Below are 21,125 nucleotides of genomic sequence, written 5' to 3'. Positions count from 1 at the left end.
AAGCTCAATCGTCTCGGCCCAGCCGTCATCAACAAGCGATTCGTGTGTCATCGCAGTGTAGAATCACACCCGATTCCGCAGGGCAATACCTATCTTAGCGCCTATGCCCTATACGGGGAGAGGATGCCGGCAGGCAGGTGAGGGGCAGCGCTAACCCTTGAAGAGTGATGGGCAAGCCGCGTTCTGGTCCCTTTTGCTGTGTTCGGCCGGCGGCCAGTCGGTTATGATGGCGGTAACCCCGAATCGAGGCGAAGCCGATGCGCCAGTATCTCGACCTTTTGCAGCATGTGCTGGACAATGGCGCCGACCGTGGCGACCGCACGGGCACCGGCACGCGTGGGGTGTTCGGGTACCAGATGCGCTTCGACCTGTCGTGCGGCTTTCCCGTCACCACCACCAAGAAGCTGCATCTGAAGTCGATCATCCATGAACTCCTGTGGTTCCTGGCCGGCGACACCAACATCAAATACCTTAGAGATCATGGCGTTTCGATCTGGGACGAATGGGCCGACGAGAATGGCGATCTCGGCCCGGTCTATGGCAAGCAGTGGCGCTCCTGGCCGGATGGCCGTGGCGGGTCGATCGACCAGATTGCCAATGTTCTGAAGGAGATACGCAGGAATCCGAATTCACGCCGGCTGATCGTTTCGGCGTGGAACCCGGCCGAAGTGGAGGCGATGGCGCTGCCGCCCTGCCACTGCCTGTTCCAGTTCTACGTCTCGGACGGCAAGCTGTCCTGCCAGCTCTACCAGCGCTCGGCCGACATTTTTCTCGGCGTACCCTTCAACATCGCTTCCTACGCGCTGCTGACCCTGATGGTGGCGCAGGTGACCGGGCTGAAGCCCGGCGAGTTCGTCCATACGCTGGGCGATGCGCATCTCTATTCCAACCATTTCGAGCAGGCGCGCGAGCAATTGCGGCGCACACCCAAGGCGCTGCCGACGCTGTGGATCAATCCGGAGGTGAAGGACCTGTTCGCCTTCCGCTTCGAGGATTTCCGGCTGGAAAACTATTTTGCCGACGCGTCGATCAAGGCGCCGATCGCGGTCTGATCCGTCCACCGTCAATCAATTCCGACCCTCAATCGATGTCGACCATGACGTCGGTTGCCTTGATCATGGCATAGGCTGCTTGCCTTTTTCGAGCTTGAGATCGGCAACGGCCTCGTTGGTGATCGAAGCGTGACGACGGAGCCGCCGACATCACCGCGGACAGGCGAGGTGCTTTGACGATCTCGACGATCGTTCCCTTGAGGATGTTGCGGGCGCTGATCTTCATCGGAGTTCCTTTCCGGGTTTCGGTGCACGTCCAAACCAGAACAATCGATGCCGAACATACGCTTTCGCAGGAGGCGGCCTTCCCTTGTTATATTCATCCAGATATATCGGTCGGCAGGAGTCGAGCCAGCAGATTTCAAGCCCAGGGAGAGTTTTCATGTTGGGGCACAAAGGTTTTGGTATGAGGGCAATCGCGATTGGCGGCTTTGCCGTAGCTCTGATGGCCGTGATGCCGGCGGCTCACGCGGGAGACAAGGTGATCGTGTTTGCCGCAGCCAGCCTCAAGGACGGGCTCGACGCCGTCACCAAGGCCTGCGAAGCCGATGTCGGTGAAGCGGCGACCGTCTCCTACGCCGCGAGCTCGGCGCTGGCCAAGCAGATCGAACTCGGGGCGCCCGCCGATGTGTTCATTTCGGCCGATCTCGACTGGATGAAGTACCTCTCCGACAAGAGACTGACCAAGCCGGAAACCGAGGTGAAACTGCTCGGCAACCAGATCGTGCTGGTGGCGCCACAGGATTCCAAGGTTGAGACCAGGATCGAGAAAGGCTTCGACCTGGCCAAGCTGGTTGGCGACGGCAGGCTTGCCATGGGCGACGTCAAGGCGGTGCCGGCCGGCAAATACGGCAAGGCGGCACTTGAATCGCTCGGCGTCTGGTCGTCGGTCGAAGGCAAGGTGGCGCAGGCCGAGAATGTGCGCGCCGCGCTCAAGCTGGTTTCAACGGGCGAGGCCGCGCTCGGCATCGTCTATGCCACCGACGCGCATGCCGACAAGGGAGTCAAGGTGGTCGGCACCTTCCCGGAGGATTCGCACCCGCCGATCATCTATCCGGTTGCCCAGACCACCGATTCGAAGGACAAGGATACCCCGGCTTTCCTGAAGTGCCTGCAGTCCGCCAAGGCGGTGGAGCTGTTTAGGGATCAGGGTTTCACCGTGCTCACGCCGAGCAATTAAGGTAGCGGCTGACGCATGAACTGGCTGCTGGACCTCACTCCCGACGAATGGAATGCGGTCCGGCTGTCGATCAAGGTGGCGACGGTGGCGATGCTGTTCAGCCTGCCGCCGGGCATCTTGATGGCGCTTTTGCTGGCCCGCGGAAAATTCTGGGGCAAGACGCTGCTCAACGGCGTGGTTCACCTGCCGTTGATCCTGCCGCCGGTGGTGACAGGTTATCTCTTGCTGCTTACCTTCGGCCGGCGCGGGCCGGCGGGAGCGTTCCTGGCCGAGCATTTCGGCATCGTCTTCTCGTTTCGCTGGACCGGCGCCGCACTGGCCTGCGGTATCATGGGCTTTCCCCTGATGGTGCGGGCGATCCGGCTGTCGATCGAGGCGGTCGACCGCAAAATGGAGGCAGCGGCGGGAACGCTCGGCGCCAACCCGATTTGGGTCTTCGCCACCATCACGCTGCCGCTGATCCTGCCCGGGCTGATCGCCGGCTCGATCCTGTCCTTCGCCAAGGCGATGGGCGAGTTCGGCGCCACCATCACCTTCGTCTCCAACATTCCCAACGAGACGCAGACGCTGCCTTCGGCGATCTACACCTTCACGCAGGTGCCTGGCGGCGATGACGGGGCGCTCAGGCTGACGCTGATCTCCATCGTCATCTCGATGGCCGCATTGGTCGCCTCGGAAGTGCTGGCGCGGCGCGTCGGCCGGCGGATGGACATCGAATGAGCGTGCTGGTGGACATCAGCCATCGGCTCGGCGGTTTCGCCGTCGACGCGCGTTTCGAAAGCGCCGGGCGGCTGACGGCGCTGTTCGGGCCATCGGGCTCCGGCAAGACGACGCTGATCAACGTGATCGCCGGCCTGATCCGGCCGACCAAGGGCCGTATCGCGGTCGACGGCTGTGTGCTGGTCGACACCGATGCCGGCATTTTCGTGCCGAAGCACAAGCGCCGGATCGGCATGGTGTTCCAGGACGCGCGGCTGTTTCCGCATATGAGCGTGGCCGGCAATCTGCGCTATGGCCGCTGGTTCACGCCACCGGCGGAGCGCTATGCGGATATCGACGCGGTCGTCGAACTGCTCGGCATCGGTCCTCTGCTCGACCGGCGACCGGCAAAGCTCTCGGGCGGCGAGAAGCAGCGCGTGGCGATCGGCCGGGCGCTGCTTGCCAGCCCGAAACTGCTGTTGATGGACGAGCCGCTGGCCTCGCTCGACGATGCGCGCAAAGCCGAGATCCTGCCCTATATCGAGCGGCTGCGCGACGAGACCAAGCTGCCCATCGTATATGTCAGCCACTCCGTCGCCGAGGTGGCGCGGCTGGCCAGCGACGTGGTGGTGATGGCGCAAGGCAAGGTCGCTGCCTCAGGCCCGACCGGCGCGATCATGCAACGGCTCGAATTGCTGCCGGCGGAGGAACGCGGCGAGGGCGGCGCGGTTCTCGACACCAAGGTGCTGCGCCATGATGAGATCTTCGGGATGACCGTGCTCGGCTCGGCGGCGGGCGAAATCCGGGTGCCGCAATTGGCGGTCTCGGTCGGCGCGCCTGTGCGCATCCGAATCCGCGCCCGCGACGTGATGATCGCCACCGAACAGCCGAAAGGTCTCAGTGCGCTCAACATCCTGCCGGGCGCCATCGTCGCAATCGGCTCGGGCGAGGGGCCGACGGTCGAAATCGGCATCGACTGCAATGGCGCAACCGTGCTTGCGCGCATTACCGAACAATCCAGGCAGGTACTGAACCTTCAACTCGGCGGCAAGGTGTTCGCGGTGATCAAGACGGTCAGTTTCGACCGCGCCAACACCGGCGCCGGGCTGCCGGCCGAAGCGGATGGCTGATAGCCGCTATATCGTTTTGGAATAGCGCTATGGGTCGAGAGGGGCTAGTGTGACCGTGGAGGACAAGAGATGCCGTCGCTGAGCCTGCGGATAAATCTCGATCCGGACGGGCGCATAGGTCCGGGCAAGATCAAATTGCTGGAGCAGATCGCCACTTTCGGCTCGATCTCGGCTGCGGCACGCGGCATGGAGATGTCCTACAAGCACGCTTGGGATCTGGTGGAAGATATGAACCGTGTGTTCGGCAAGCCGCTGGTCGCGGCGCAGACCGGCGGCAAAAAGGGCGGCGGCGCGCAGCTGACATCAGTTGGCCTTGCAGTCGTCAGCCGTTTTCGCGCTATCGAGCGCGCTGCGGCGGCAGCGGCGGCCACGCATATGGACGCCTTGCAGGCCGAGATTGATGCTGGGTGAGGGGAGGAAATGAAGAACTGAAGAACTGAAGAACTGAAGAACCTTACTGCCTACTCCCGCTTTCGCAGCAGATACGTATCCATGATCCAGCCCTTTCTTTTCCGGGCTTCTTCTCTCGTCCTCTCAATCTCTTCGCCAACATCACCCAGGCGACCGGAAACGAGGATCTCATCGGGTGTGCCGAGATAGGCGCCCCAGTGGATGATCAGATCCTTGTCTGCCAGCGTGTTGAAGGCGCATTTGCCGTCGAGCATGACCACGGCGCTGCCGGCATTGTGCGGCATGCCTTGTTCGGCGAGGCGGCGGCCGGTGGTGATCAGCACGGGGTCGCCGATGCGGTTCAGCGCCATCTTGTGGCCGGCGGCTAGCGCCTGGACGGCGGTGATGCCGGGAATGACCTCCAGTTCGAATGCGACATTGCCCCTCAGTCGTACGCGCGCGAGGATGCGCAGCGCGCTGTCATAGAGCGAGGGGTCGCCCCAGATCAGGAAGGCGCCGCAGCCGTCCTCGGCAAGTTCGTCGCGGACCAGGCTCTCATAGATCTGGGCGATGGCCTCGTGCCAGTCATCGACGGTCGAGCGATAGGAAGGCGCCGGCTCGGCGCGCACCGGCACGTCGAACTCGACGCGGCGCGATTTCGGATTGCTGACGAAACGGTCGCAGATCTGGCGGCGCAATTCGGCAAGGTCGTTCTTCTTCGCCCCTTTGTCGGGAATAAACAGGACGTCCGCCCGGTTCAGGCCATCAATCGCCTGCACGGTCATATGATCGGGATTGCCGGCGCCGATGCCGATGACGAGAAGCTTGCGCATGACGCGAACTCCTGCCCGATCGAAACCTGTTAGTCCAGACCGCCGATTGGCGTGTCCAGACACTGTGGCGTCCTGTTGGGAGACGGAAGGCTTTGAAACGCCACACTGAAACGGCTAGGGTCGCGGCATTCTTGGCGAGGGGCTTCGATGTTGCAATATGTTCTGACCGTAGCGCTGGCGCTTTCAGCAGCGCCCGCGCTGGCCAATGATACGACCGCCGAACTCGGCACAGGTGGCCTGATCCTGTCGCGTAGCGACGCGGTGTCGATGCAAAGCGAGGACCTCTATATCTCGCCGGAAAAGATCACGGTCGACTACGTCTTCCACAACAACACCGACAAGGATGTAAATGCCATCGTCGCTTTTCCGCTGCCGGACATCGAAGGCAATCCGGAGGAAATGCCGGCCATCCCGGAAAACCAGAGCGACAATTTCCTTGGCTTCGAGGTGACGATCGACGGAGCGCCGGCAAAGCCGCAGCTCGAGCAGAAAGTGTTCGCTGTCGGCATCGATATCGGCGCCGATCTGAAGGCGCAGAACGTGCCGTTCAATCCGTTCGGCGATGCGGCCAAGGCGGCCCTGGCGAAGCTGCCGAAAACGGTCGCCGAGGATTGGGAAAACCGCGGCATCATCATCGAGGATACGGGCAGCGACGGTACCGAGGCGAACAAGGTCTATACGCCGTGGTGGCAGTTGCGCTCGACCTATTGGTGGCGCGCGATATTTCCGGCCAACAAGGATGTCCACGTCTCGCACCGCTACAAACCGAGCGTCGGCGGCACGTCATCGGTGAGTTTCTTCTATGACGGCAAGTTCACCGAGGGCAGCCAGTACACGAACTACAAGACCCGCTACTGCATGGACGACAGCTTCGAGAATGCGGTGCGGCAGGCCGCCAAGGCCGACGGTTATCCGCATTTTTACGAGAACCGCATTGCCTATATCCTGACCACCGGCGGCAACTGGGCCAATGGCAGCATCGGCAAGTTCAAGCTGACCGTCGACAAGGGCAACCCGAAAGCGCTGATCTCGTTTTGCGGCGGCAATGTCAAGAAGGTTGGGCCGACGACCTTCGAGACGAAGGCGCAGGATTTCTATCCCGAGCACAACATCGACATATTGCTTTTGGAGCCGTCGGATGACGGCGCCGGGGAAGCCAACTGATGGACGTCGCAATCTATGTCGCCATTGCTCAGAACGGCGTCATCGGGCGCGACGGCGGCTTGCCGTGGCGGCTGTCCACCGATCTCAAGCGCTTCAAGGCCGATACGATGGGCAAGCCCGTCATCATGGGCCGCAAGACTTATGAAGGCATCGGCCGGCCGCTGCCGGGCCGATTGAACATCGTGGTGACCCGCGACAAGGCCTGGCGCGCCGAGGGCATAGAGGTAGCGCACTCCCTGGAGGCCGCGATCCAGCTGGCCACGGTGCGCGGGCGTTGCATGAACGGCGTCGACGAAATCTGCGTCATCGGTGGCGGCGAGATCTATGCGCAGGCGCTGCCGCTGGCAGACCGGCTGCACGTCACCCATGTGCTGGCGACGGTCGATGGCGACGCGCATTTTCCCGACATCGATCCGGATTTGTGGCGCCTTGTCAGCGCTCAGGACGTTCCGGCCGGTGAAAAGGACAGCCATGCGACGCGCTATTCGGTTTACGAGCGACGCCGCGGCGTGCATTGAGACGATAAAAGGGTCGCGAACGTCCAAAACGGACATGCTCGGCAGCGGATCGCGTTGAAAGCGCATCGCTGCGTCCCTATAGAAGAACAACTGGATTTTGCGCCGCAACGTCGGCGCTGAGGGAATCCCAAGCGAAAGGACATTCATGCCCTGGAACGACAAGAGCGGCGGCGGCGGCCCATGGGGCGGCGGCGGCAACAATCAGGGACCCTGGGGGCAGGGACCGAAGGGGCCTAGCGGCCCGCCGGGGTCACCTCCCGATCTCGAAGACATCATCCGCCGCGGCCAGGACCGGCTGCGGCGCGCGCTGCCCGGCGGCGGCGGCGCCAGCCCGGCCGTCTTTGCGCTGATCGCAGCGGCTCTGATCGTGCTGTGGGCGTTCAAGGCGGTCTACACCGTGCAGCCGGACGAGGTTGCGGTCGAGCTGCGCTTCGGCAAGCCGAAGGCGGAGCTGTCGCAGCCGGGTCTGCATTTCCATTGGTGGCCGGTCGAAACCGTCGAGACGGCCAACATCGCCGAACAACTCGTCGATATCGGTGGTGGCGGCGCGACGAGCGGCAACTCGTCGGGGCTGATGCTTACCGGCGATCAGAACATCGTCAACGTCCAGTTTTCGGTGGCCTATCAGGTCTCCGATCCCCGGGCCTATCTGTTCGACGTCTCCGATCCCGAAGGCATGCTGCAGCAGGTCGCAGAGAGCGCCATGCGCGAAGCGGTTGGCCGGCGACCGGCGCAGGACATCTTCCGCGACGACCGTCAGGGCATCGCCGCCTCGGTGCGTGAAATCATCCAGACGACGCTGGACGGCTACAAGGCCGGCCTGAATGTCAACGCGGTTTCGATCGAGGACGCGGCGCCGCCGCGTGAAGTGGCCGACGCGTTCGACGAAGTGCAGCGCGCCGAGCAGGACGAAGACAAGTTCGTCGAGCAGGCCAACCAGTATTCCAACCAGAAGCTTGGCCAGGCGCGTGGCGCCGCGGCGCAGATCCGCGAGGACGCGGCAGCCTACAAGAACCGTGTCGTACAGGAAGCCGAAGGTGAGGCGCAGCGCTTCATCTCGGTCTATGACGAATACGCCAAGGCGCCCGACGTGACGCGCCGGCGGCTTTATCTGGAAACGATGGAGAAGGTGCTGAAGGATTCCAACAAGGTCATCGTCGAACAGGGCAATGGGCAAGGGGTCGTTCCCTATCTGCCGCTGCCGGCACTGCAGCCGAAGGCGCCGCCGCCTGCGACCACGGGAGGAGCCCAGTGATGGCCAATCGTCTTCCCATCATCGCGGTCATCGCGGCCGTGCTTCTGTTCCTGCTCTACTCCTCGGTCTTCGTGGTCAACGCGCGCCAGCAGGCGCTCGTGCTGCGGTTCGGCGAGATCGTCGACGTGAAGAATGAACCCGGCATCTATTTCAAGGCGCCTTTCGCCTTCTTCGACGCCGACAGCGTGCAATTGATCGAAAACAGGGTGCTGCGCTTCGATCTCGACAACATCCGCGTCCAGGTTTCGGGCGGCAAGTTCTACGAGGTCGACGCTTTCATCGCGTACCGCATCTCGGATCCGCGGGTGTTCCGCTCAGCCGTGTCCGGTCAGATCACACTGGCCGAAGCACGACTGAGGACGCGTCTCGATGCGGCGCTGCGCCGTGTCTACGGTCTGCGCGACTTCGAGGCGGCGCTTTCGGAAGAGCGGGCCGTGATGATGCGCGAAGTGCGCGATCAGCTTCGGCCCGACGCCACTTCGCTCGGCCTGCAGATCGAGGATGTGCGCATCCGCCGAACCGATCTGACGGCCGAGGTTTCGCAGCAGACCTTCGACCGCATGAAGGCCGAACGTTTGGCCGAGGCCGAACGGCTGAGGGCACGCGGCAAAGAGGCCGCGCAGCGCATCACCGCCCGCGCCGACCGCGAAGTGGTGGAAATCGTCGCCGAGGCGCGCAAGGAATCGGAAATCCTGCGTGGTGAAGGTGAAGCCCAGCGCAGTGCGACCTTTGCCGACGCCTACAAACGCGATCCGGCGTTCTTCGACTTCTACCGGTCGATGAATGCCTATGGCACGGCGCTGGACAACTCCGGGACGACGATGGTGCTGTCGCCGAACTCGGAGTTCTTCCGCTTCTTCCGCAATCCGGACGGGACGGACGCGAAGCCGGCGGCGCCTGCGGCTCCGGCGACGGCGCCTGCGGCTCCGGCGACGGCACCTGCCGCGCCGGCTGCACAACCTGCACCCGCCCAGTAGGGCGGTGCAGGATTTCCTTGCGGCCATAGGCCTGGTCCTCGTTGTCGAGGGCCTGGTCTATGGCGGCTTTCCCGGCCTTGCCAAACGTCTTGCCGGCGAAGTGCTGTCGACGCCGGAAATTGCGCTGCGCATCGTCGGGCTGGTGGCGATCGCCATCGGCGTCGGCATCGTCTGGTTGGTGCGTGGCTGAGGACCGCTGATCTGCAATTCCAGGAAAGTGTGAGCGGTTTTCCGTCCGGAATTGCGTAAAAGCAAAGGGATTGAACGGTTCGCCGTTTCCGCGAAACGGCGAACCGCTCTAAGGTGTAATGGAGGATTTATCCTCCTGATGTGGCCATAGCCGCAAACGTGCCGTATTTCTTGCCAACATGACGCGACGCGGCGTTTTGCCGAAGCGCTTTTTCTTTTCAGATTCCGGGAGGCTTTCGATGACATCCAACACCCTTCTGCGCGCGGCGCGGCGGACGTTCATCGCAGGTGCTGCGGCACTTATGGTCGGCGCGCTTGCCGTTCCGGCTTTCGTGACGCCGACGGTGGCCGCGGACGGACCGGCTTCGGTTGCCGACCTCGCCGAAGGCCTGCTCGGTGCGGTGGTCAACATCTCGACCTCGCAGACCGTGAAGGGCACGGAAGGTCCGGGCGCGGTGCCGATGCCGCAGCTGCCGGAGGGTTCGCCGTTCCAGGATTTCTTCGACGACTTCTTCAAGAACCGTGGCGGCGACAAGGATGGCGGCGCGCAAAAGGTGCAGTCGCTGGGCTCCGGCTTCGTAGTCGACGCCGAGCAAGGCATTGTCGTCACCAACAACCACGTCATCGCCGATGCAGACGATATCGAGGTGAATTTCTCCGACGGCGTGACGCTGAAGGCGACGCTGGTCGGCACCGACACCAAGACCGACGTGGCGGTGCTCAAGGTCGACCCGAAGGGCCACAAGCTGACGGCGGTGAAATTCGGCGATTCCAACAAGATGCGCGTCGGCGACTGGGTGATGGCGATCGGCAATCCGTTCGGCCTTGGCGGTACGGTGACGGTCGGCATCGTCTCGGCCCGCAACCGCGACATCAATTCCGGCCCCTATGACGACTTCATCCAGACCGACGCCGCCATCAACCGCGGCAATTCCGGCGGGCCGCTGTTCAACAGCCTGGGCGAGGTCATCGGTATCAACACGGCGATCATCTCGCCGTCGGGCGGCTCGATCGGCATCGGTTTCTCAATCCCCTCGCAGCTTGCCTCGGGCGTCGTCGACCAGCTGCGCCAGTTCGGCGAGACCCGTCGCGGCTGGCTCGGCGTGCGCATCCAGCCGGTGACCGACGACATCGCCGAGAGCCTCGGCATGGCGACCGCCAAGGGCGCGCTGGTGGCCGGCGTCATCAAGGGCGGACCGGTCGACAACGGCACAATTCTCGCCGGCGACGTCATCATCAAGTTCGATGGCAAGGACATCCATGAAATGCGCGACCTGCCGCGCGTCGTGGCGGAAAGCCCGGTCGGCAAGGCGGTCGACGTGATCATCGTGCGCAAGGGCGTCGAGCAGACGGTGAAGGTGACGCTCGGCCGGCTTGAGGACGGCGAGAAGGTCGCTGCCGGTGAGGACGGCACTACCGATGAGGACAAGGGCGGCGACAAGGCGCCCGCGGTCTCCACGGCCTCGGTGCTCGGCATGACCGTCGGCGAGCTCAATGACGACACACGGAAAAAATTCGGCATCGCGGCCGACGTCTCCGGCGTCGTCATCACCGACGTCACCAAGGATTCGGCCGCCGCCGAGCGCGGCATCCAGGCCGGCGAGGTGATCACCGAAATCGCCCAGGAATCGGTCGCGACCCCGAAGGACGTCATGGACCGGATCGGCGCGCTGAAGGAGCAGGGCCGCAAGAACGCGCTCTTGATGCTGGCCTCGAAGACCGGCGAGTTGCGCTTCGTGACGATCCGGATGGATTGAGTCCGGAAAGCCCCATAACCGGTTGTTTTCAGGGAAAGGGCTAGCGAGCCGCCCTTTTTCGTGCCTGCCAGTCCGTCCGCGACAGTTTGTAGAGGACATGCCGCTTGAGGTGCGGGTGGCTGTCAGGGATGGATGGGTGGTCGAAATCGCGAGCCGGGTCAGGGCTCATGCCAAGACGCTCCATGACGGCCGTCGAGCGGCGGTTGGCCGCGACGGCGAAGGAGACGATCTCGTCCCGGTCAAGCGTTTCGAAGCCAAAGGCGAGCCAGGCTTCGGAGGCCTCCGTGACATAGCCCTTGCGCCAGAATTCCGGCGCCAACCGCCAGCCGATCTCGATCGTATCGGAAGGCAGGGACGGCACGTGATCGGTCTTTAAGAGACCGACGAAGCCGATGCATTCCCCAGTCGCGGCGATCTCGGCGGCGGCAAAACCAAAGCCGTCCTCGGCGATCCAGCCCCGAAACTCGTCCATCTTGGCATCCGTCTCGGCGCGGTCGCGGCGGAACGGAAAGAATTCCATCACCCGCTCGTCCGAATTGATGCGGTGGAAGAGTTCGCGATCGCGGTCTTCCCAGTTGCGCAGGAGGAGGCGCTCGGTGCGCATCGGTTTCATTGGGCGAACTCTTCCTGGCGGTAGCCCTGGAGATAAAGCAGCGCGGTGAGATCGCCATGGTCGATGCGGACCTTGGCTTCGGCAGCAACGGCCGGCTTGGCGTGGAGCGCGACACCGGTGCCGGCCAGACGGATCATGTCGAGGTCGTTGGCGCCGTCGCCGACCGCAATCGCATCGAATGGCGTCAGGCCGAGGCGGGCCGAGATATCGTTCAGCGCATCGGCCTTGGCGGCGCGGCCGAGGATCGGCTCGGCGACCAGGCCGGCAAAGCGCCCGTTCTCCTCGATCAGGCGGTTGGCACGGTTTTCCTCGAAGCCGAGCATGGCGGCGACACGGCTGGTGAAGACGTCGAAGCCGCCGGAGACAAGCGCCGTCCAGGCGCCATTGGCGCGCATCGTCTGCACCAGAGCGCGGCCGCCCGACGCCAGCGTCAGGCGGTTCGCGATGATGCGGTCGACGACGGCGGCATCGAGGCCTTTCAGCAGCGCCACGCGTTCACGCAGCGCCGGCTCGAAAGCGATCTCGCCGTTCATCGAGCGTGCCGTGATGGCGGCAACGCGGTCCTTGACGCCGATCTCGTCGGCGAGTTCGTCGATGCATTCCTGGTCGATCATGGTTGAATCCATATCGGCAAGCAGGATTGTCTTGCGGCGGCTTTTGGCCTGCTGAACGATCACGTCGACCGGCTCTGAACCAAGTGCTGTGCGCAAGGCCGCACTTGCCTCAGCGGCTTCTGCCCCCTCGGGCAACACCAGATCGCAGGCGACGCCTTCGCCCAGCCAGCGAACAGCGCTTGCGCCGACCGACCGTGAGGCCATATTCGCAAGCGAGGCCGACATCGCGCGGCGGACGGGGTGAGACACAAGCGTGGCAATGAGCGGCATCGAGACTTCCAAGCAGCTAGGCGAGGGCGGGCAGGCGGGCGAGGGCCGCGTGAAGAACGCGATCCTGATAGCCGGGCCGACCGCCAGCGGCAAGTCGGCGCTGGCGCTCGATCTCGCCGAACGCAAGGGCGGTGTCATCGTCAACACCGATTCCATGCAAGGCTACTCGGTGCTCGACGTGCTGACGGCGCGGCCGAATGCCGCCGACCTCGCCCGCGCGCCGCACTTTCTCTATGGCCACGTGCATCCCTCGACCGCCTATTCCACCGGCGCCTGGCTGCGCGACGTGATGAAGCTGATCGATGACGGCACGCTTGCCCGGCGACCCGATGGCGCCGGCTTCGAACGTCCGGTGATTTTCGTCGGCGGCACCGGGCTCTATTTTCGCGCACTTGCCGAGGGCATTTCGGAAATGCCCGACATTCCGCAGCAGGTACGCGACCGCTGGCGCTACGGGTTAAAGGAGCAAGGCGCAGCCAAGCTGCACCGCATCCTGATGCATGAGGATTCGGCAGTCGCCATGCAGCTGAAGCCGACCGACGGCCAGCGCATCGTGCGGGCGCTGGAGGTGCTCGACGCATCCGGCCGCTCCATCCTAGAATGGCAGGCAGCGCGCGGCCGGCCGCTGATCGACCGCGACAGCGCTCGGTTCTTCGTTATCGAGCCGGACCGCGCCGCCCTTGTCGAGCGGATCGAAACAAGGTTCGACCGCATGCTCGATCTCGGCGCGCTCGATGAGGTCAAACGGCTTGCGGCGCTTGGCCTCGATCCCGACCTGCCGGCGATGAAGGCGATCGGCGTTCGCGAACTTTCGGCCGCCATGGCTGGTGACACCAGCTTTTCCCAGGCCATCGCGCGCTGCAAGGCAGCGACGCGGCAATATGCCAAACGGCAAACGACGTGGTTTCGCCATCAGCTGGGACCGGAATGGCTGAGATTGCAGCCTGGCGACGGCCTGCAAGCCGTGATTTGATTTTCGTGCTGCTAATACAATTAAAGAAACAGAAGTAGGAATGAACATTCCCGCTCCGGTTGTCTGGATTAACCGTCCGTAAGGCGCCGGCATGCCATAGATCCGGGGGGTACTTTTCCAACGGGGAGCAGATGCGTTTCCACAAGGCGGAATCCGCATTTTTCGTCTTTATTTTCGTGATCCTGGCCGCAGGCCTGGTGACGCTTTATGCCTATGGTCAATTGCAGTCCATCGCGGTCGGTCACGATACGACTTCCCGGGTCGAGAGGATCGCCTATCTCAGCACGCTGCTGTTTGTCACCGGGGTGCTGCTGGCGACAGCGCTGTTCTTCGGCGTGTTCTTCATCTACCCGCTGATTCGTAGGCAGGCCACGGAAGAGGGCAAGCTGCGCGCCATGACGGTTTCGCTCAGCGCCCGCTCGGAAACGCTGCAACATGCGGCATTGACCGACGGCCTTACCGGCATGCAGAACCGGCGCTATTTCGATGATGCGCTGAAGGAATATCTCGAGGAATTCCGCCGCATCGAAAAGCCCGTCGGGCTCATGATCCTCGACCTCGATCATTTCAAGCAGGTCAACGACACGCATGGCCACGATGTGGGCGACGAGGTGCTTAGGGCAGTCGCCAATTGCCTCAAAGGCATGACGCGCTACCACGATGTGGTGGCGCGGCTTGGGGGCGAGGAGTTCGCCGTCGTTACGCCCAACATGGATGCGGAGCTGTTGGGCAAGTTCGCCGAACGCATCCGCAAGGCGATTGCCAACATGTCGGTGCTGTCGGGCAATGTCCGCCTCAAGATCACCACCAGCGTCGGACTAGCCGTCTGGGATCGGAAGGAAACCGCCGAGGAATTCTACCGCCGCGCCGACCGCCAGCTCTACGAGGCGAAGAGGCAAGGCCGCAACCGCGTCTGCGCCTGAAATCCCGGCATTAAATTCGTGAGGCTGGCCGTTTGATGCCGTCTTCTGCGCTTCCGGCCTTCGCCGGCCGAAGCACTCATGAGGTGGTGACGGCAGCTATGGCTACGGCCGGCGTAGGCCGGTGCTCACGGACTCAATGTCCGCTCCGCTCCGGTTCTCGAAGTCGACACCGACCGACTCAGCCTGACGAATTTTCTGGCGTGATTTACCCAAGCGGCCAACGAAGCCGAGCCCTGGCGCTCCGGCGGCTTCTCAATTGGCCGGCAAAAAAGTCGCTACGCTGAAGGTCAATCGTTCTGCGGGCGCATGCCGAAGGTTGTGGGCTTGAGGCCGTAGCGCAGGTCGAAATCGTCGTCGGGCTGGACGCGCTGGGCGGTGGCCGGCTTGCGGTAATCGGGATCGCCGGCCTGGCGGCCGGAGTCCACGACCTCGGCGAAGGCCATCTGCTGCTGCGGTTTCGGGACGTTGCGCAGCCGCTCGACGATGGCGGCGAGATCGACGTCGTTGCCGTCCTGCGACAACTCGTCCTGCTCTCGCTTGGCGGTGCCGGGGATCAGGTTCTCCGCCAGTTTTTCGAACTTCAGCCGCATGGTCGTCGCCACGCCTTCACCGAAGGCGATGGCTTCGCGCTGGCCCATGGAGGACAGAAAGGCCAGCGTCGAGGCGGAGGAATCGGCGATCGCCGAGCGGATGATCGCCTGGTCCTGCTCATTGGCCAGCCGCATGGCGAAGAAGGTCGAGCATTGCGACAGGATGGTCGGATCGAGTTCACCCGGGCGCTGGGTGACGACGCCGAGATAGCAGCCATATTTGCGGCCTTCCTTGGCGATGCGCGACAGTGCATGCCTTGTCGGGGCGAAGCCTAGGCGCGGATCGGCCGGCATATAGCGGTGCGCTTCCTCGCACAGCAACAGCAGCTTCAGCCGGCCCTCGCTCCACAGCGCAAGGTCGAAGGCCAGGCGCGCCAGCACCGAACAGACGGAATTGACCACTTCGGACGGCATGCCGGCCATCTCGAAACAGGTCACCGGGCGGCCATGATGCGGCACACGGAAAATATTGCCGATCGTCTCGTGGATCGTGTCCTCGATCAGCCGCGAATTGAACATGAAGCGATAGCGCGGGTCGGACGCGGCGGACTCGATGCGCGTCTTCAGCGATTTCAGCGTCGGGCGGTCGTTCTTGCTTTCCAGGAGGCCCATGCGCTCGTCGATCTGCTTGATGAGATCGACCATGCGGTAGGGCACCGGCGTGTCGGCGGTCAGCGCATCGCTGCCGCGGCGCACGTAAGAGCCTGAATTGGGATTGCGATAGAGGTTCTTGGCGGCGGGGATCAGGTCGCGCAGGACATCGACTTCTTCCGGCACGACCTCTCGGCCGCGAAACAGCACTTCGGCGAATTCTTCGAGCCTGAACATCCAGAACGGCAGATCAAGCGTCTTGGAATCGACCCGGACGCAGAACTCAGGCAGGGATGCCGCGAATTCATTGTGCGGATCGAGAATGAGGATGCGCAGATCGGGCCGGGCGGCGATCGATTTGCGCAGCAGCAGCGAGATGGCGGTGGATTTGCCGACGCCGGTTGTGCCGACAACGGCAAAATGGCGCGCTAGCGTGTCGTCGATGGCGATGTTGGCGTCGATCGACTCATCCTGCGACAGCGTACCGATGGTGATCGAATGACGCCCGGCGAGATCGTAGACCGCCTGCAGATCACGGGTACGGATGCGGTGCGCTATGGCGCCGATATGAGGATAGGTGGTGATGCCGCGGTCGAACACCGGTTTGGCCCCCGGTTCGGCGCCGTCGCGCACTTCGCCGATCAGCTCGACGCTGACCTCGATGGGGTTTTGTCCCTCATTGCTCCAGGCGCGATCCGACTTGCCGATTTCGTAGACCAGACCAACGGTGCGCGATGTCCCGAGATTGATGGAGATCATCTTGCCGACGGTCCACAGGCCGGTGACCGCGCCTTCGATGTCGTCGGCATAGGCGCTGATGGTGGCGCGCGCACCGTCGCACTGCACGACGTTGCCGAGAATGCGCTTGTCGCTCTGCTCTGCGCGGCGGCGCTCCTGCGAGGTCGGTTCGCCGACGGAGGCTTCGCGCTCGACAAACATACGATCCGATCCCCATTCTCGTGGAGCCTCGATCCTACACAGACGGGGTTAAGGTGGCGTGATGCGGGATGGTGTAGCAGGGGTTAACCCGTCAGCGAAAATTCAACCGGCCGGCCTCTTTTCCTAATCCAAATATTCGATATATTGGACGAATGACTGATATAGCGAATGACATGTCGGCCACGATAGGCAGACGAATCCACGCCGAAAGAGCCTTGCGGGACTGGTCGTTGGCCGACCTGGCGAACCGCTCCGGCGTCTCCAAAGCCATGCTCAGCACTATCGAGCGCGGCATGACCAGCCCGACGGCCGCGCTGCTGGTGCGCATCGCCGCTGCTTTCGGCATGACGCTGTCGACGCTGATTGCACGCGCCGAGCAGCAAGGTGGCGGCCTGCTGCGCGAGAGTGAGCAGCCGGTTTGGCGCGACCCCGGTACGGGCTATGTCCGTCGGCATCTGTCGCCGGTTTCCGACACGCCGCTCGAATTGATCCGGGTGCAACTGCCGGCTGGCGCCAGTGTGAGTTTCCCGGCGGCGTCCTATGCCTTCATCAAGCAGCAGATGTGGCTGATCTCCGGGCGACTTGAGTTCACCGAGGGTGATATGGTGCATAGTCTCGAGCCCGGCGACTGCCTGGCGCTCGGCGCGCCGTCGGACTGCACGTTCCATGCCGTCGGGCAGCTGCCCGCCGACTATCTGGTCGCGCTGGTCAGGGGCTGAAATCGTGGCAAGACGTCCCAAGCGCTCCGACAATGGCGGACCGCCGCTCGATGATTACAAGGGCCCGCCATGGGGCAAGGGCGATCCCTACATCTTCCTGGCCTGGCAGGCAGCGCATGCCAAGGCGTGGAAGGCGCCAAGCCGTGACGTGATGCTGATGCGCATGGAAAAGGCCGAGCGGCTTGGCCTGACCTATGAGGAATACACGCTCGAAATCCTCGAACGCGGGCTGCATCTGCAGCCGAAAGACACAGATCGCATCGCCGCGATCAAGGCGAGACGAAAGCGGCGCCGCGTCGCGCGTCTGGATTAGCAAGGGAAAGTGCAGGTGAGTCCCATCGAAATCAGGTCGCTGACTGCGGAAACACGCGACAGGCTGGCCGACCTCCTGATCGAGACGGTCGCGGACGGCGGCTCCGTCAGCTTCATGCATCCCTTATCCAGGCAAGCGGCGGAAACTTTCTGGAGCAACTCGTTGGTGGCAGCAGAGAGAGGTGAAAGAGCGGTGCTGGGTGCATGGAAGGGCGAGGTTCTGGTCGGCACCGTGACCGTGCTGCTCGACTTTCCTGATAATCAGCCGCACCGGGCCGAGATCGCCAAGCTGATGACCCGCGTCGAACACCGCGGCAAAGGCATAGCGAGCCGGCTGATGCGGGCGGCAGAAACGCTCGCCGTCGAGAAAGGCCGCACGCTTCTGGTGCTGGACACCGCAACCGAGGAGGGCGCTTCCGGCCTTTACGAAAAACTCGGCTTCACGCTCACTGGCGAAATACCGGACTTTGCCTTGAAGCCCCATGGCGGGCTGACCGGCACGCTCATCTACTGGAAGCGCATCGGCGGCGCTGCCTAAGCCTTGTGATGAACCTCTTGCAGCGCGTAGACCGGCGTGGCGATGCCTTCCATGCGCGCCTTCAGCTGCAGCGCCAGGAACTGGGAGTAATGGCGCGACTGGTGCAAATTGCCGCCATGGAACCACAGCGCCTCCTGCTGCGTCGGCTTCCACATGTTGCGCAGCTCGCCTTCCCAGGGGCCTGGGTCCTTGGTGGTGTTGGAGCCGAGGCCCCAGCATTTGCCGACCTTGTCCGCGACCTCCCGTGAGATCAAATCGGCCGCCCAGCCATTCATCGAACCGTAGCCGGTGGCGTAGACGATGAGATCGGCCGGCAGTTCCGATCCGTCGGAGAGCAGAACGGAGTGCTCCTTGATCTCCTTCACGTCGACACCGCTTTTCAACTTGATCGACCCGTCGATGATCAGGTCGGAGGCGCCGACATCGATGTAATAGCCCGAGCCGCGCCGCAGATATTTCATGAACAGGCCGGAGCCGTCATCGCCCCAGTCAAGCATGAAGCCGGCCTTTTCCAGGCCCTTGTAGAATTTGTCGTCCCGCTTCTTCATCTCGGCATAGGCCGGGATCTGGAATTCGTGCAGGATCTTGTAGGGCAGGGAGGCGAAGACGAGGTCGGCCTTGGCGGTGGTCATGCCGCTCGCGACCGCCTTTTCCGAATAGAGCGAGCCCAGGCCGATCTCCATCAGCGTGTCCGACTTGACGATATGCGTGGTCGAGCGCTGCACCATGGTGACGTCGGCGCCGGCCTCCCAAAGGGCTGCTGCAATGTCGTGGGCGGAGTTGTTCGAGCCGATGACGACAGCTTGTCTGCCGACATAGGCATCGGGTCCCGGATGCTTCGAGGAGTGATGCTGGTCGCCCTTGAATGTGTCCATGCCCTTGAAGTTCGGCATGTTGGCCTTGCCGGATTGCCCCGTGGCCAGCACCAATTGTTTCGGCTTCAGCGTGATGTCCTTGCCGTCGCGGCGCACGACAACGGTCCATTCCTTTTTCTTGTCGTCATAAACGGCGCTCTTGGCCTCGGTCGATGACCAGTAATTCAGCTCCATCACCTTGGCGTACATTTCCAGCCAGTCGCCGATCTTGTCCTTGGGCGCGAAGACCGGCCAGTTCTTGGGGAAGTCGATATAGGGCAGATGGTCGTACCAGACCGGGTCGTGCAGGCACAGCGACTTGTAGCGCTTGCGCCAGCTGTCGCCGGCACGCTCGTTCTTCTCGACGATGATGGTGGGCACGCCGAGTTGCCGCAGCCGGGCGCCGAGCGCGATGCCGCCCTGGCCGCCGCCAATGATGAGCGTATAGGGCTGCGTCTTGAAGCCGAGTTCGGCGGCTTCCTTCTCGCGCTCCTCCTTCCAGGTCGGGCGGTTCTTGCCATGGCCGTGCTTGGCGCCGAGCGGGCGGTCGAAACCGGCCGGCTCCTCATGGCCCTTGAGCTCGACCATAGTGGTGAGCAGCGTCCAGATCTTGCCGTCCTTCAGCCGGATGTGGCCGAAGCCGCGCGCGACAGACGTTTCGAAACTGATCCAGCCGTCGAGCACGCCGTCGCTTTCCGTGGCATCCTCGCCCTTGGCGATCGCCCAGTTCGACGGTTTGGTCCTGGCCAACTGGCTGACCAGCATGTCGCGCACCTGATCGCGGCCTTCCATCGTCTTGATGTTCCAGGTGAAGGTGACGAGATCGCGCCAGTAACAATCCTCCTGGAAGCAGGCGACCGCCTTGTCGATGTCGCCGGCGGTGAGTGCCGCGCCGAAGCGATCGAGCAGGTCGGAAAGCTTCTTGTTGGGGGCCTTGTCGAGCATTGAATTTCCTCCGCGATTTTTCCTGGCCGCCTGTAGCGAGCGGAACCCTGCCGAAGCTTGACGTCCGGCCTGGCGCAGTATCGCGACAAATTATGCGCCGCGTCACGTCGTCCAATAGTTTGCCGCGTATTCAGGGGCTTATCGGGAAATCGGGACGCCGAAGACCGTCACGAACCAGCGGCGGACCGCTTCTTCGGCAGGGCTCAGATGCGCGCCCGAGGGTGCGGTTAGATAGTGGCCGGCACCGCTCGACAGAGCGAAGCCGGAAAGGGTGACAAGCGATCCGTCGCGCAGTGCCGCGTCGGCCAACGGTCGCGATCCCAGCACCATGCCGGCGCCGTGCTTCGCCGCCTCCAACGCGGTAACGAAACTGTCGAATTTGTGCGTCGGCCCCAGCGCCGGCTTCATCCGGGCGACGGCGAACCACTCGCCCCACATTTCCCGCGCGCCGACCACTGTAAGTCTCGGCAATCCTGTCCAATCCTTGGCCTTGGCGAGATGCGGCGACGCCATCGGCGTCAAGGTTTCGCGGGTCAGGCGGTCGGCCTGCCGTCCGGCAAAAGAGCCGGGGCCAATGCCGAATCGGATGTCGAGACCCACAAAGCGCTCGCCATAATCGGCCGGTGTGTGGATGGTCTCGATCTGCAGCTGGACGAAGGGCAGGTCCTTGGCTATTTGCGGCAGCTTCGGCGCGATCATCAGCACGGCAAACGAGATCGGCGAGCGTATCGTCACGCTCTGGACGGTCTTGGGTTCAAACAGCTCGCGCGTGCTGTTGGCGATCACGGCGAAGGCCGATTGCAGATGCGGCAGGTAGGCGGCACCCTCCGGCGTCAATTCGACGCCGCGCGCCAGGCGGATGAACAGCGGCTGCTTCAACCGCTCTTCGAGAGAACGGATGTGCTGGCTGACCGCAGCCTGGGTCAGGCCAAGCTCGGCCGCGGCGGCGGTGAAATTCGACAGCCGCGCGGCGGCCTCGAAACTCCGCAGCCAGTCAAGCGGGGGCAAGGGCAGGGTTGTTTCAGTCATAAACCGTTTAGGGCCTTTGGCTGCAAAATGATAATTTGAGTTATGCCTTCGACATCATCACGATGCAACCG

General features: G+C 63.2%; 22 protein-coding genes and 1 pseudogene. 16 read left to right on the top strand and 7 right to left on the bottom strand.

Annotation, left to right across the window (positions count from 1 at the left end; all coding sequences use genetic code 11):
- The first annotated feature begins 257 nt into the window (after window positions 1–257).
- Window positions 258–1,052, top strand: a complete 795-nt coding sequence (locus tag X730_RS137165; RefSeq protein WP_023827576.1) for a thymidylate synthase — start codon at window positions 258–260, stop codon at window positions 1,050–1,052.
- A 28-nt stretch (window positions 1,053–1,080) separates the two neighbouring features.
- Here X730_RS137165 and X730_RS137170 read toward each other — a convergent pair.
- Window positions 1,081–1,278 (bottom strand): annotated as a pseudogene (locus tag X730_RS137170) (TOBE domain-containing protein).
- A 159-nt stretch (window positions 1,279–1,437) separates the two neighbouring features.
- Between X730_RS137170 and modA the strand changes: the two are divergent.
- The 4 genes from modA to X730_RS137190 all read left to right on the top strand — a co-directional run bounded on the left by modA (window position 1,438) and on the right by X730_RS137190 (window position 4,472).
- Window positions 1,438–2,232: a molybdate ABC transporter substrate-binding protein gene (gene modA / locus X730_RS137175; RefSeq protein WP_155922541.1), complete on the top strand. Its 795-nt coding sequence runs from the start codon at window positions 1,438–1,440 to the stop codon at window positions 2,230–2,232.
- 15 nt (window positions 2,233–2,247) lie between these two features.
- Window positions 2,248–2,952 (top strand): molybdate ABC transporter permease subunit, encoded by a 705-nt coding sequence (modB, locus tag X730_RS137180; RefSeq protein ID WP_023667413.1) that lies wholly within the window; start codon window positions 2,248–2,250, stop codon window positions 2,950–2,952.
- A complete protein-coding gene (gene modC / locus X730_RS137185) occupies window positions 2,949–4,061 on the top strand; it encodes a molybdenum ABC transporter ATP-binding protein (protein ID WP_023668327.1) in 1,113 nt (370 codons plus the stop codon). Before modB ends, modC begins: the two co-directional genes overlap by 4 nt.
- Before the next feature lie 69 nt (window positions 4,062–4,130).
- On the top strand, window positions 4,131–4,472 hold the full coding sequence (locus X730_RS137190) for a winged helix-turn-helix domain-containing protein (RefSeq protein ID WP_023827574.1): 342 nt from the start codon (window positions 4,131–4,133) through the stop codon (window positions 4,470–4,472).
- A gap of 50 nt (window positions 4,473–4,522) precedes the next feature.
- Here the strand turns inward: X730_RS137190 and cobF are convergent, their stop codons facing one another.
- Complete coding sequence (cobF, locus tag X730_RS137195; RefSeq protein WP_023827573.1) at window positions 4,523–5,284, bottom strand: precorrin-6A synthase (deacetylating); 762 nt, start codon at window positions 5,282–5,284, stop codon at window positions 4,523–4,525.
- A 147-nt stretch (window positions 5,285–5,431) separates the two neighbouring features.
- Here cobF and X730_RS137200 point away from each other — a divergent pair, with 147 nt between their 5' ends.
- The 6 genes from X730_RS137200 (at window position 5,432) to X730_RS137225 (ending at window position 11,144) form a co-directional block, all read left to right on the top strand.
- The gene (locus tag X730_RS137200; protein ID WP_023827572.1) at window positions 5,432–6,448 is read left to right on the top strand and encodes a DUF4424 domain-containing protein; all 1,017 of its coding nucleotides are present in this window, start codon (window positions 5,432–5,434) and stop codon (window positions 6,446–6,448) included.
- Complete coding sequence (locus X730_RS137205) at window positions 6,448–6,966, top strand: dihydrofolate reductase (RefSeq protein WP_023668330.1); 519 nt, start codon at window positions 6,448–6,450, stop codon at window positions 6,964–6,966. Before X730_RS137200 ends, X730_RS137205 begins: the two co-directional genes overlap by 1 nt.
- 145 nt (window positions 6,967–7,111) lie before the next feature.
- The gene (gene hflK, locus X730_RS137210) at window positions 7,112–8,221 is read left to right on the top strand and encodes an FtsH protease activity modulator HflK (RefSeq protein WP_023682090.1); all 1,110 of its coding nucleotides are present in this window, start codon (window positions 7,112–7,114) and stop codon (window positions 8,219–8,221) included.
- Complete coding sequence (locus tag X730_RS137215; RefSeq protein WP_023682089.1) at window positions 8,221–9,198, top strand: protease modulator HflC; 978 nt, start codon at window positions 8,221–8,223, stop codon at window positions 9,196–9,198. The genes hflK and X730_RS137215 overlap by 1 nt, the downstream gene beginning before the upstream one ends.
- 4 nt (window positions 9,199–9,202) lie before the next feature.
- The gene (locus tag X730_RS137220) at window positions 9,203–9,388 is read left to right on the top strand and encodes a DUF2065 family protein (protein ID WP_023668333.1); all 186 of its coding nucleotides are present in this window, start codon (window positions 9,203–9,205) and stop codon (window positions 9,386–9,388) included.
- A 238-nt stretch (window positions 9,389–9,626) separates the two neighbouring features.
- Window positions 9,627–11,144 carry a DegQ family serine endoprotease gene (locus tag X730_RS137225; RefSeq protein WP_023682088.1) on the top strand — a complete coding sequence of 506 codons (1,518 nt, stop codon included), beginning with the start codon at window positions 9,627–9,629 and terminating at the stop codon, window positions 11,142–11,144.
- A gap of 40 nt (window positions 11,145–11,184) precedes the next feature.
- Here the strand turns inward: X730_RS137225 and X730_RS137230 are convergent, their stop codons facing one another.
- On the bottom strand, window positions 11,185–11,757 hold the full coding sequence (locus X730_RS137230) for a GNAT family N-acetyltransferase (RefSeq protein WP_023827571.1): 573 nt from the start codon (window positions 11,755–11,757) through the stop codon (window positions 11,185–11,187).
- A complete protein-coding gene (gene serB, locus X730_RS137235) occupies window positions 11,754–12,641 on the bottom strand; it encodes a phosphoserine phosphatase SerB (RefSeq protein WP_031197433.1) in 888 nt (295 codons plus the stop codon). Before serB ends, X730_RS137230 begins: the two co-directional genes overlap by 4 nt.
- On the opposite strand from serB, the gene miaA reads away from it, so the two are divergent.
- Window positions 12,631–13,614 carry a tRNA (adenosine(37)-N6)-dimethylallyltransferase MiaA gene (miaA, locus tag X730_RS137240; protein ID WP_023827569.1) on the top strand — a complete coding sequence of 328 codons (984 nt, stop codon included), beginning with the start codon at window positions 12,631–12,633 and terminating at the stop codon, window positions 13,612–13,614. The genes serB and miaA overlap by 11 nt on opposite strands.
- A gap of 131 nt (window positions 13,615–13,745) precedes the next feature.
- Window positions 13,746–14,537 carry a GGDEF domain-containing protein gene (locus X730_RS137245; protein ID WP_023827568.1) on the top strand — a complete coding sequence of 264 codons (792 nt, stop codon included), beginning with the start codon at window positions 13,746–13,748 and terminating at the stop codon, window positions 14,535–14,537.
- Between the two features lie 287 nt (window positions 14,538–14,824).
- On the opposite strand, the gene X730_RS137250 is transcribed toward X730_RS137245, so the two are convergent.
- The gene (locus X730_RS137250) at window positions 14,825–16,657 is read right to left on the bottom strand and encodes an ATP-binding protein (protein WP_023827567.1); all 1,833 of its coding nucleotides are present in this window, start codon (window positions 16,655–16,657) and stop codon (window positions 14,825–14,827) included.
- Between the two features lie 152 nt (window positions 16,658–16,809).
- Between X730_RS137250 and X730_RS137255 the strand changes: the two genes are divergently transcribed.
- From X730_RS137255 to X730_RS137265, 3 genes are read left to right on the top strand one after another with little or no spacing between them, the layout of a single operon-like run.
- Entirely contained in the window at window positions 16,810–17,376 is a 567-nt protein-coding gene (locus tag X730_RS137255) for an XRE family transcriptional regulator (RefSeq protein ID WP_023705521.1), read from the top strand.
- A gap of 4 nt (window positions 17,377–17,380) precedes the next feature.
- Complete coding sequence (locus X730_RS137260; protein ID WP_023682084.1) at window positions 17,381–17,689, top strand: hypothetical protein; 309 nt, start codon at window positions 17,381–17,383, stop codon at window positions 17,687–17,689.
- Window positions 17,690–17,704: 15 nt separating this feature from the next.
- A complete protein-coding gene (locus X730_RS137265; protein ID WP_031197432.1) occupies window positions 17,705–18,226 on the top strand; it encodes a GNAT family N-acetyltransferase in 522 nt (173 codons plus the stop codon).
- Here X730_RS137265 and X730_RS137270 read toward each other — a convergent pair.
- Both X730_RS137270 and X730_RS137275 read right to left on the bottom strand, forming a co-directional pair.
- Window positions 18,223–20,025, bottom strand: a complete 1,803-nt coding sequence (locus X730_RS137270) for an NAD(P)/FAD-dependent oxidoreductase (RefSeq protein ID WP_023731681.1) — start codon at window positions 20,023–20,025, stop codon at window positions 18,223–18,225. The two genes, X730_RS137265 and X730_RS137270, sit on opposite strands and share 4 nt — an antisense overlap.
- A 138-nt stretch (window positions 20,026–20,163) precedes the next feature.
- Window positions 20,164–21,054: a LysR family transcriptional regulator gene (locus X730_RS137275; protein ID WP_023827565.1), complete on the bottom strand. Its 891-nt coding sequence runs from the start codon at window positions 21,052–21,054 to the stop codon at window positions 20,164–20,166.
- Window positions 21,055–21,125: the final 71 nt, after the last annotated feature.

Source organism: Mesorhizobium sp. L103C131B0 (genome assembly GCF_000502275.1).
GTDB lineage: Bacteria > Pseudomonadota > Alphaproteobacteria > Rhizobiales > Rhizobiaceae > Mesorhizobium.
Note: the sequence above shows the minus strand (reverse complement) of the source record. Positions and strands in the feature narration are given on the sequence as shown.

Excerpts from the sequence above, each read along its gene's own strand:
- modB (WP_023667413.1), top strand. The coding sequence starts at position 2,248 with ATGAACTGGCTGCTGGACCTCACTCCCGACGAATGGAATGCGGTCCGG.
- X730_RS137245 (WP_023827568.1), top strand. The coding sequence starts at position 13,746 with ATGCGTTTCCACAAGGCGGAATCCGCATTTTTCGTCTTTATTTTCGTG.
- X730_RS137230 (WP_023827571.1), bottom strand. The coding sequence starts at position 11,757 with ATGAAACCGATGCGCACCGAGCGCCTCCTCCTGCGCAACTGGGAAGAC.
- X730_RS137190 (WP_023827574.1), top strand. The coding sequence starts at position 4,131 with ATGCCGTCGCTGAGCCTGCGGATAAATCTCGATCCGGACGGGCGCATA.
- X730_RS137225 (WP_023682088.1), top strand. The coding sequence starts at position 9,627 with ATGACATCCAACACCCTTCTGCGCGCGGCGCGGCGGACGTTCATCGCA.
- X730_RS137250 (WP_023827567.1), bottom strand. The coding sequence starts at position 16,657 with ATGTTTGTCGAGCGCGAAGCCTCCGTCGGCGAACCGACCTCGCAGGAG.
- cobF (WP_023827573.1), bottom strand. The coding sequence starts at position 5,284 with ATGCGCAAGCTTCTCGTCATCGGCATCGGCGCCGGCAATCCCGATCAT.
- hflK (WP_023682090.1), top strand. The coding sequence starts at position 7,112 with ATGCCCTGGAACGACAAGAGCGGCGGCGGCGGCCCATGGGGCGGCGGC.
- serB (WP_031197433.1), bottom strand. The coding sequence starts at position 12,641 with ATGCCGCTCATTGCCACGCTTGTGTCTCACCCCGTCCGCCGCGCGATG.
- X730_RS137205 (WP_023668330.1), top strand. The coding sequence starts at position 6,448 with ATGGACGTCGCAATCTATGTCGCCATTGCTCAGAACGGCGTCATCGGG.
- X730_RS137200 (WP_023827572.1), top strand. The coding sequence starts at position 5,432 with ATGTTGCAATATGTTCTGACCGTAGCGCTGGCGCTTTCAGCAGCGCCC.
- X730_RS137165 (WP_023827576.1), top strand. The coding sequence starts at position 258 with ATGCGCCAGTATCTCGACCTTTTGCAGCATGTGCTGGACAATGGCGCC.
- X730_RS137275 (WP_023827565.1), bottom strand. The coding sequence starts at position 21,054 with ATGACTGAAACAACCCTGCCCTTGCCCCCGCTTGACTGGCTGCGGAGT.
- X730_RS137255 (WP_023705521.1), top strand. The coding sequence starts at position 16,810 with ATGACTGATATAGCGAATGACATGTCGGCCACGATAGGCAGACGAATC.
- miaA (WP_023827569.1), top strand. The coding sequence starts at position 12,631 with ATGAGCGGCATCGAGACTTCCAAGCAGCTAGGCGAGGGCGGGCAGGCG.
- X730_RS137215 (WP_023682089.1), top strand. The coding sequence starts at position 8,221 with ATGGCCAATCGTCTTCCCATCATCGCGGTCATCGCGGCCGTGCTTCTG.
- X730_RS137270 (WP_023731681.1), bottom strand. The coding sequence starts at position 20,025 with ATGCTCGACAAGGCCCCCAACAAGAAGCTTTCCGACCTGCTCGATCGC.
- modC (WP_023668327.1), top strand. The coding sequence starts at position 2,949 with ATGAGCGTGCTGGTGGACATCAGCCATCGGCTCGGCGGTTTCGCCGTC.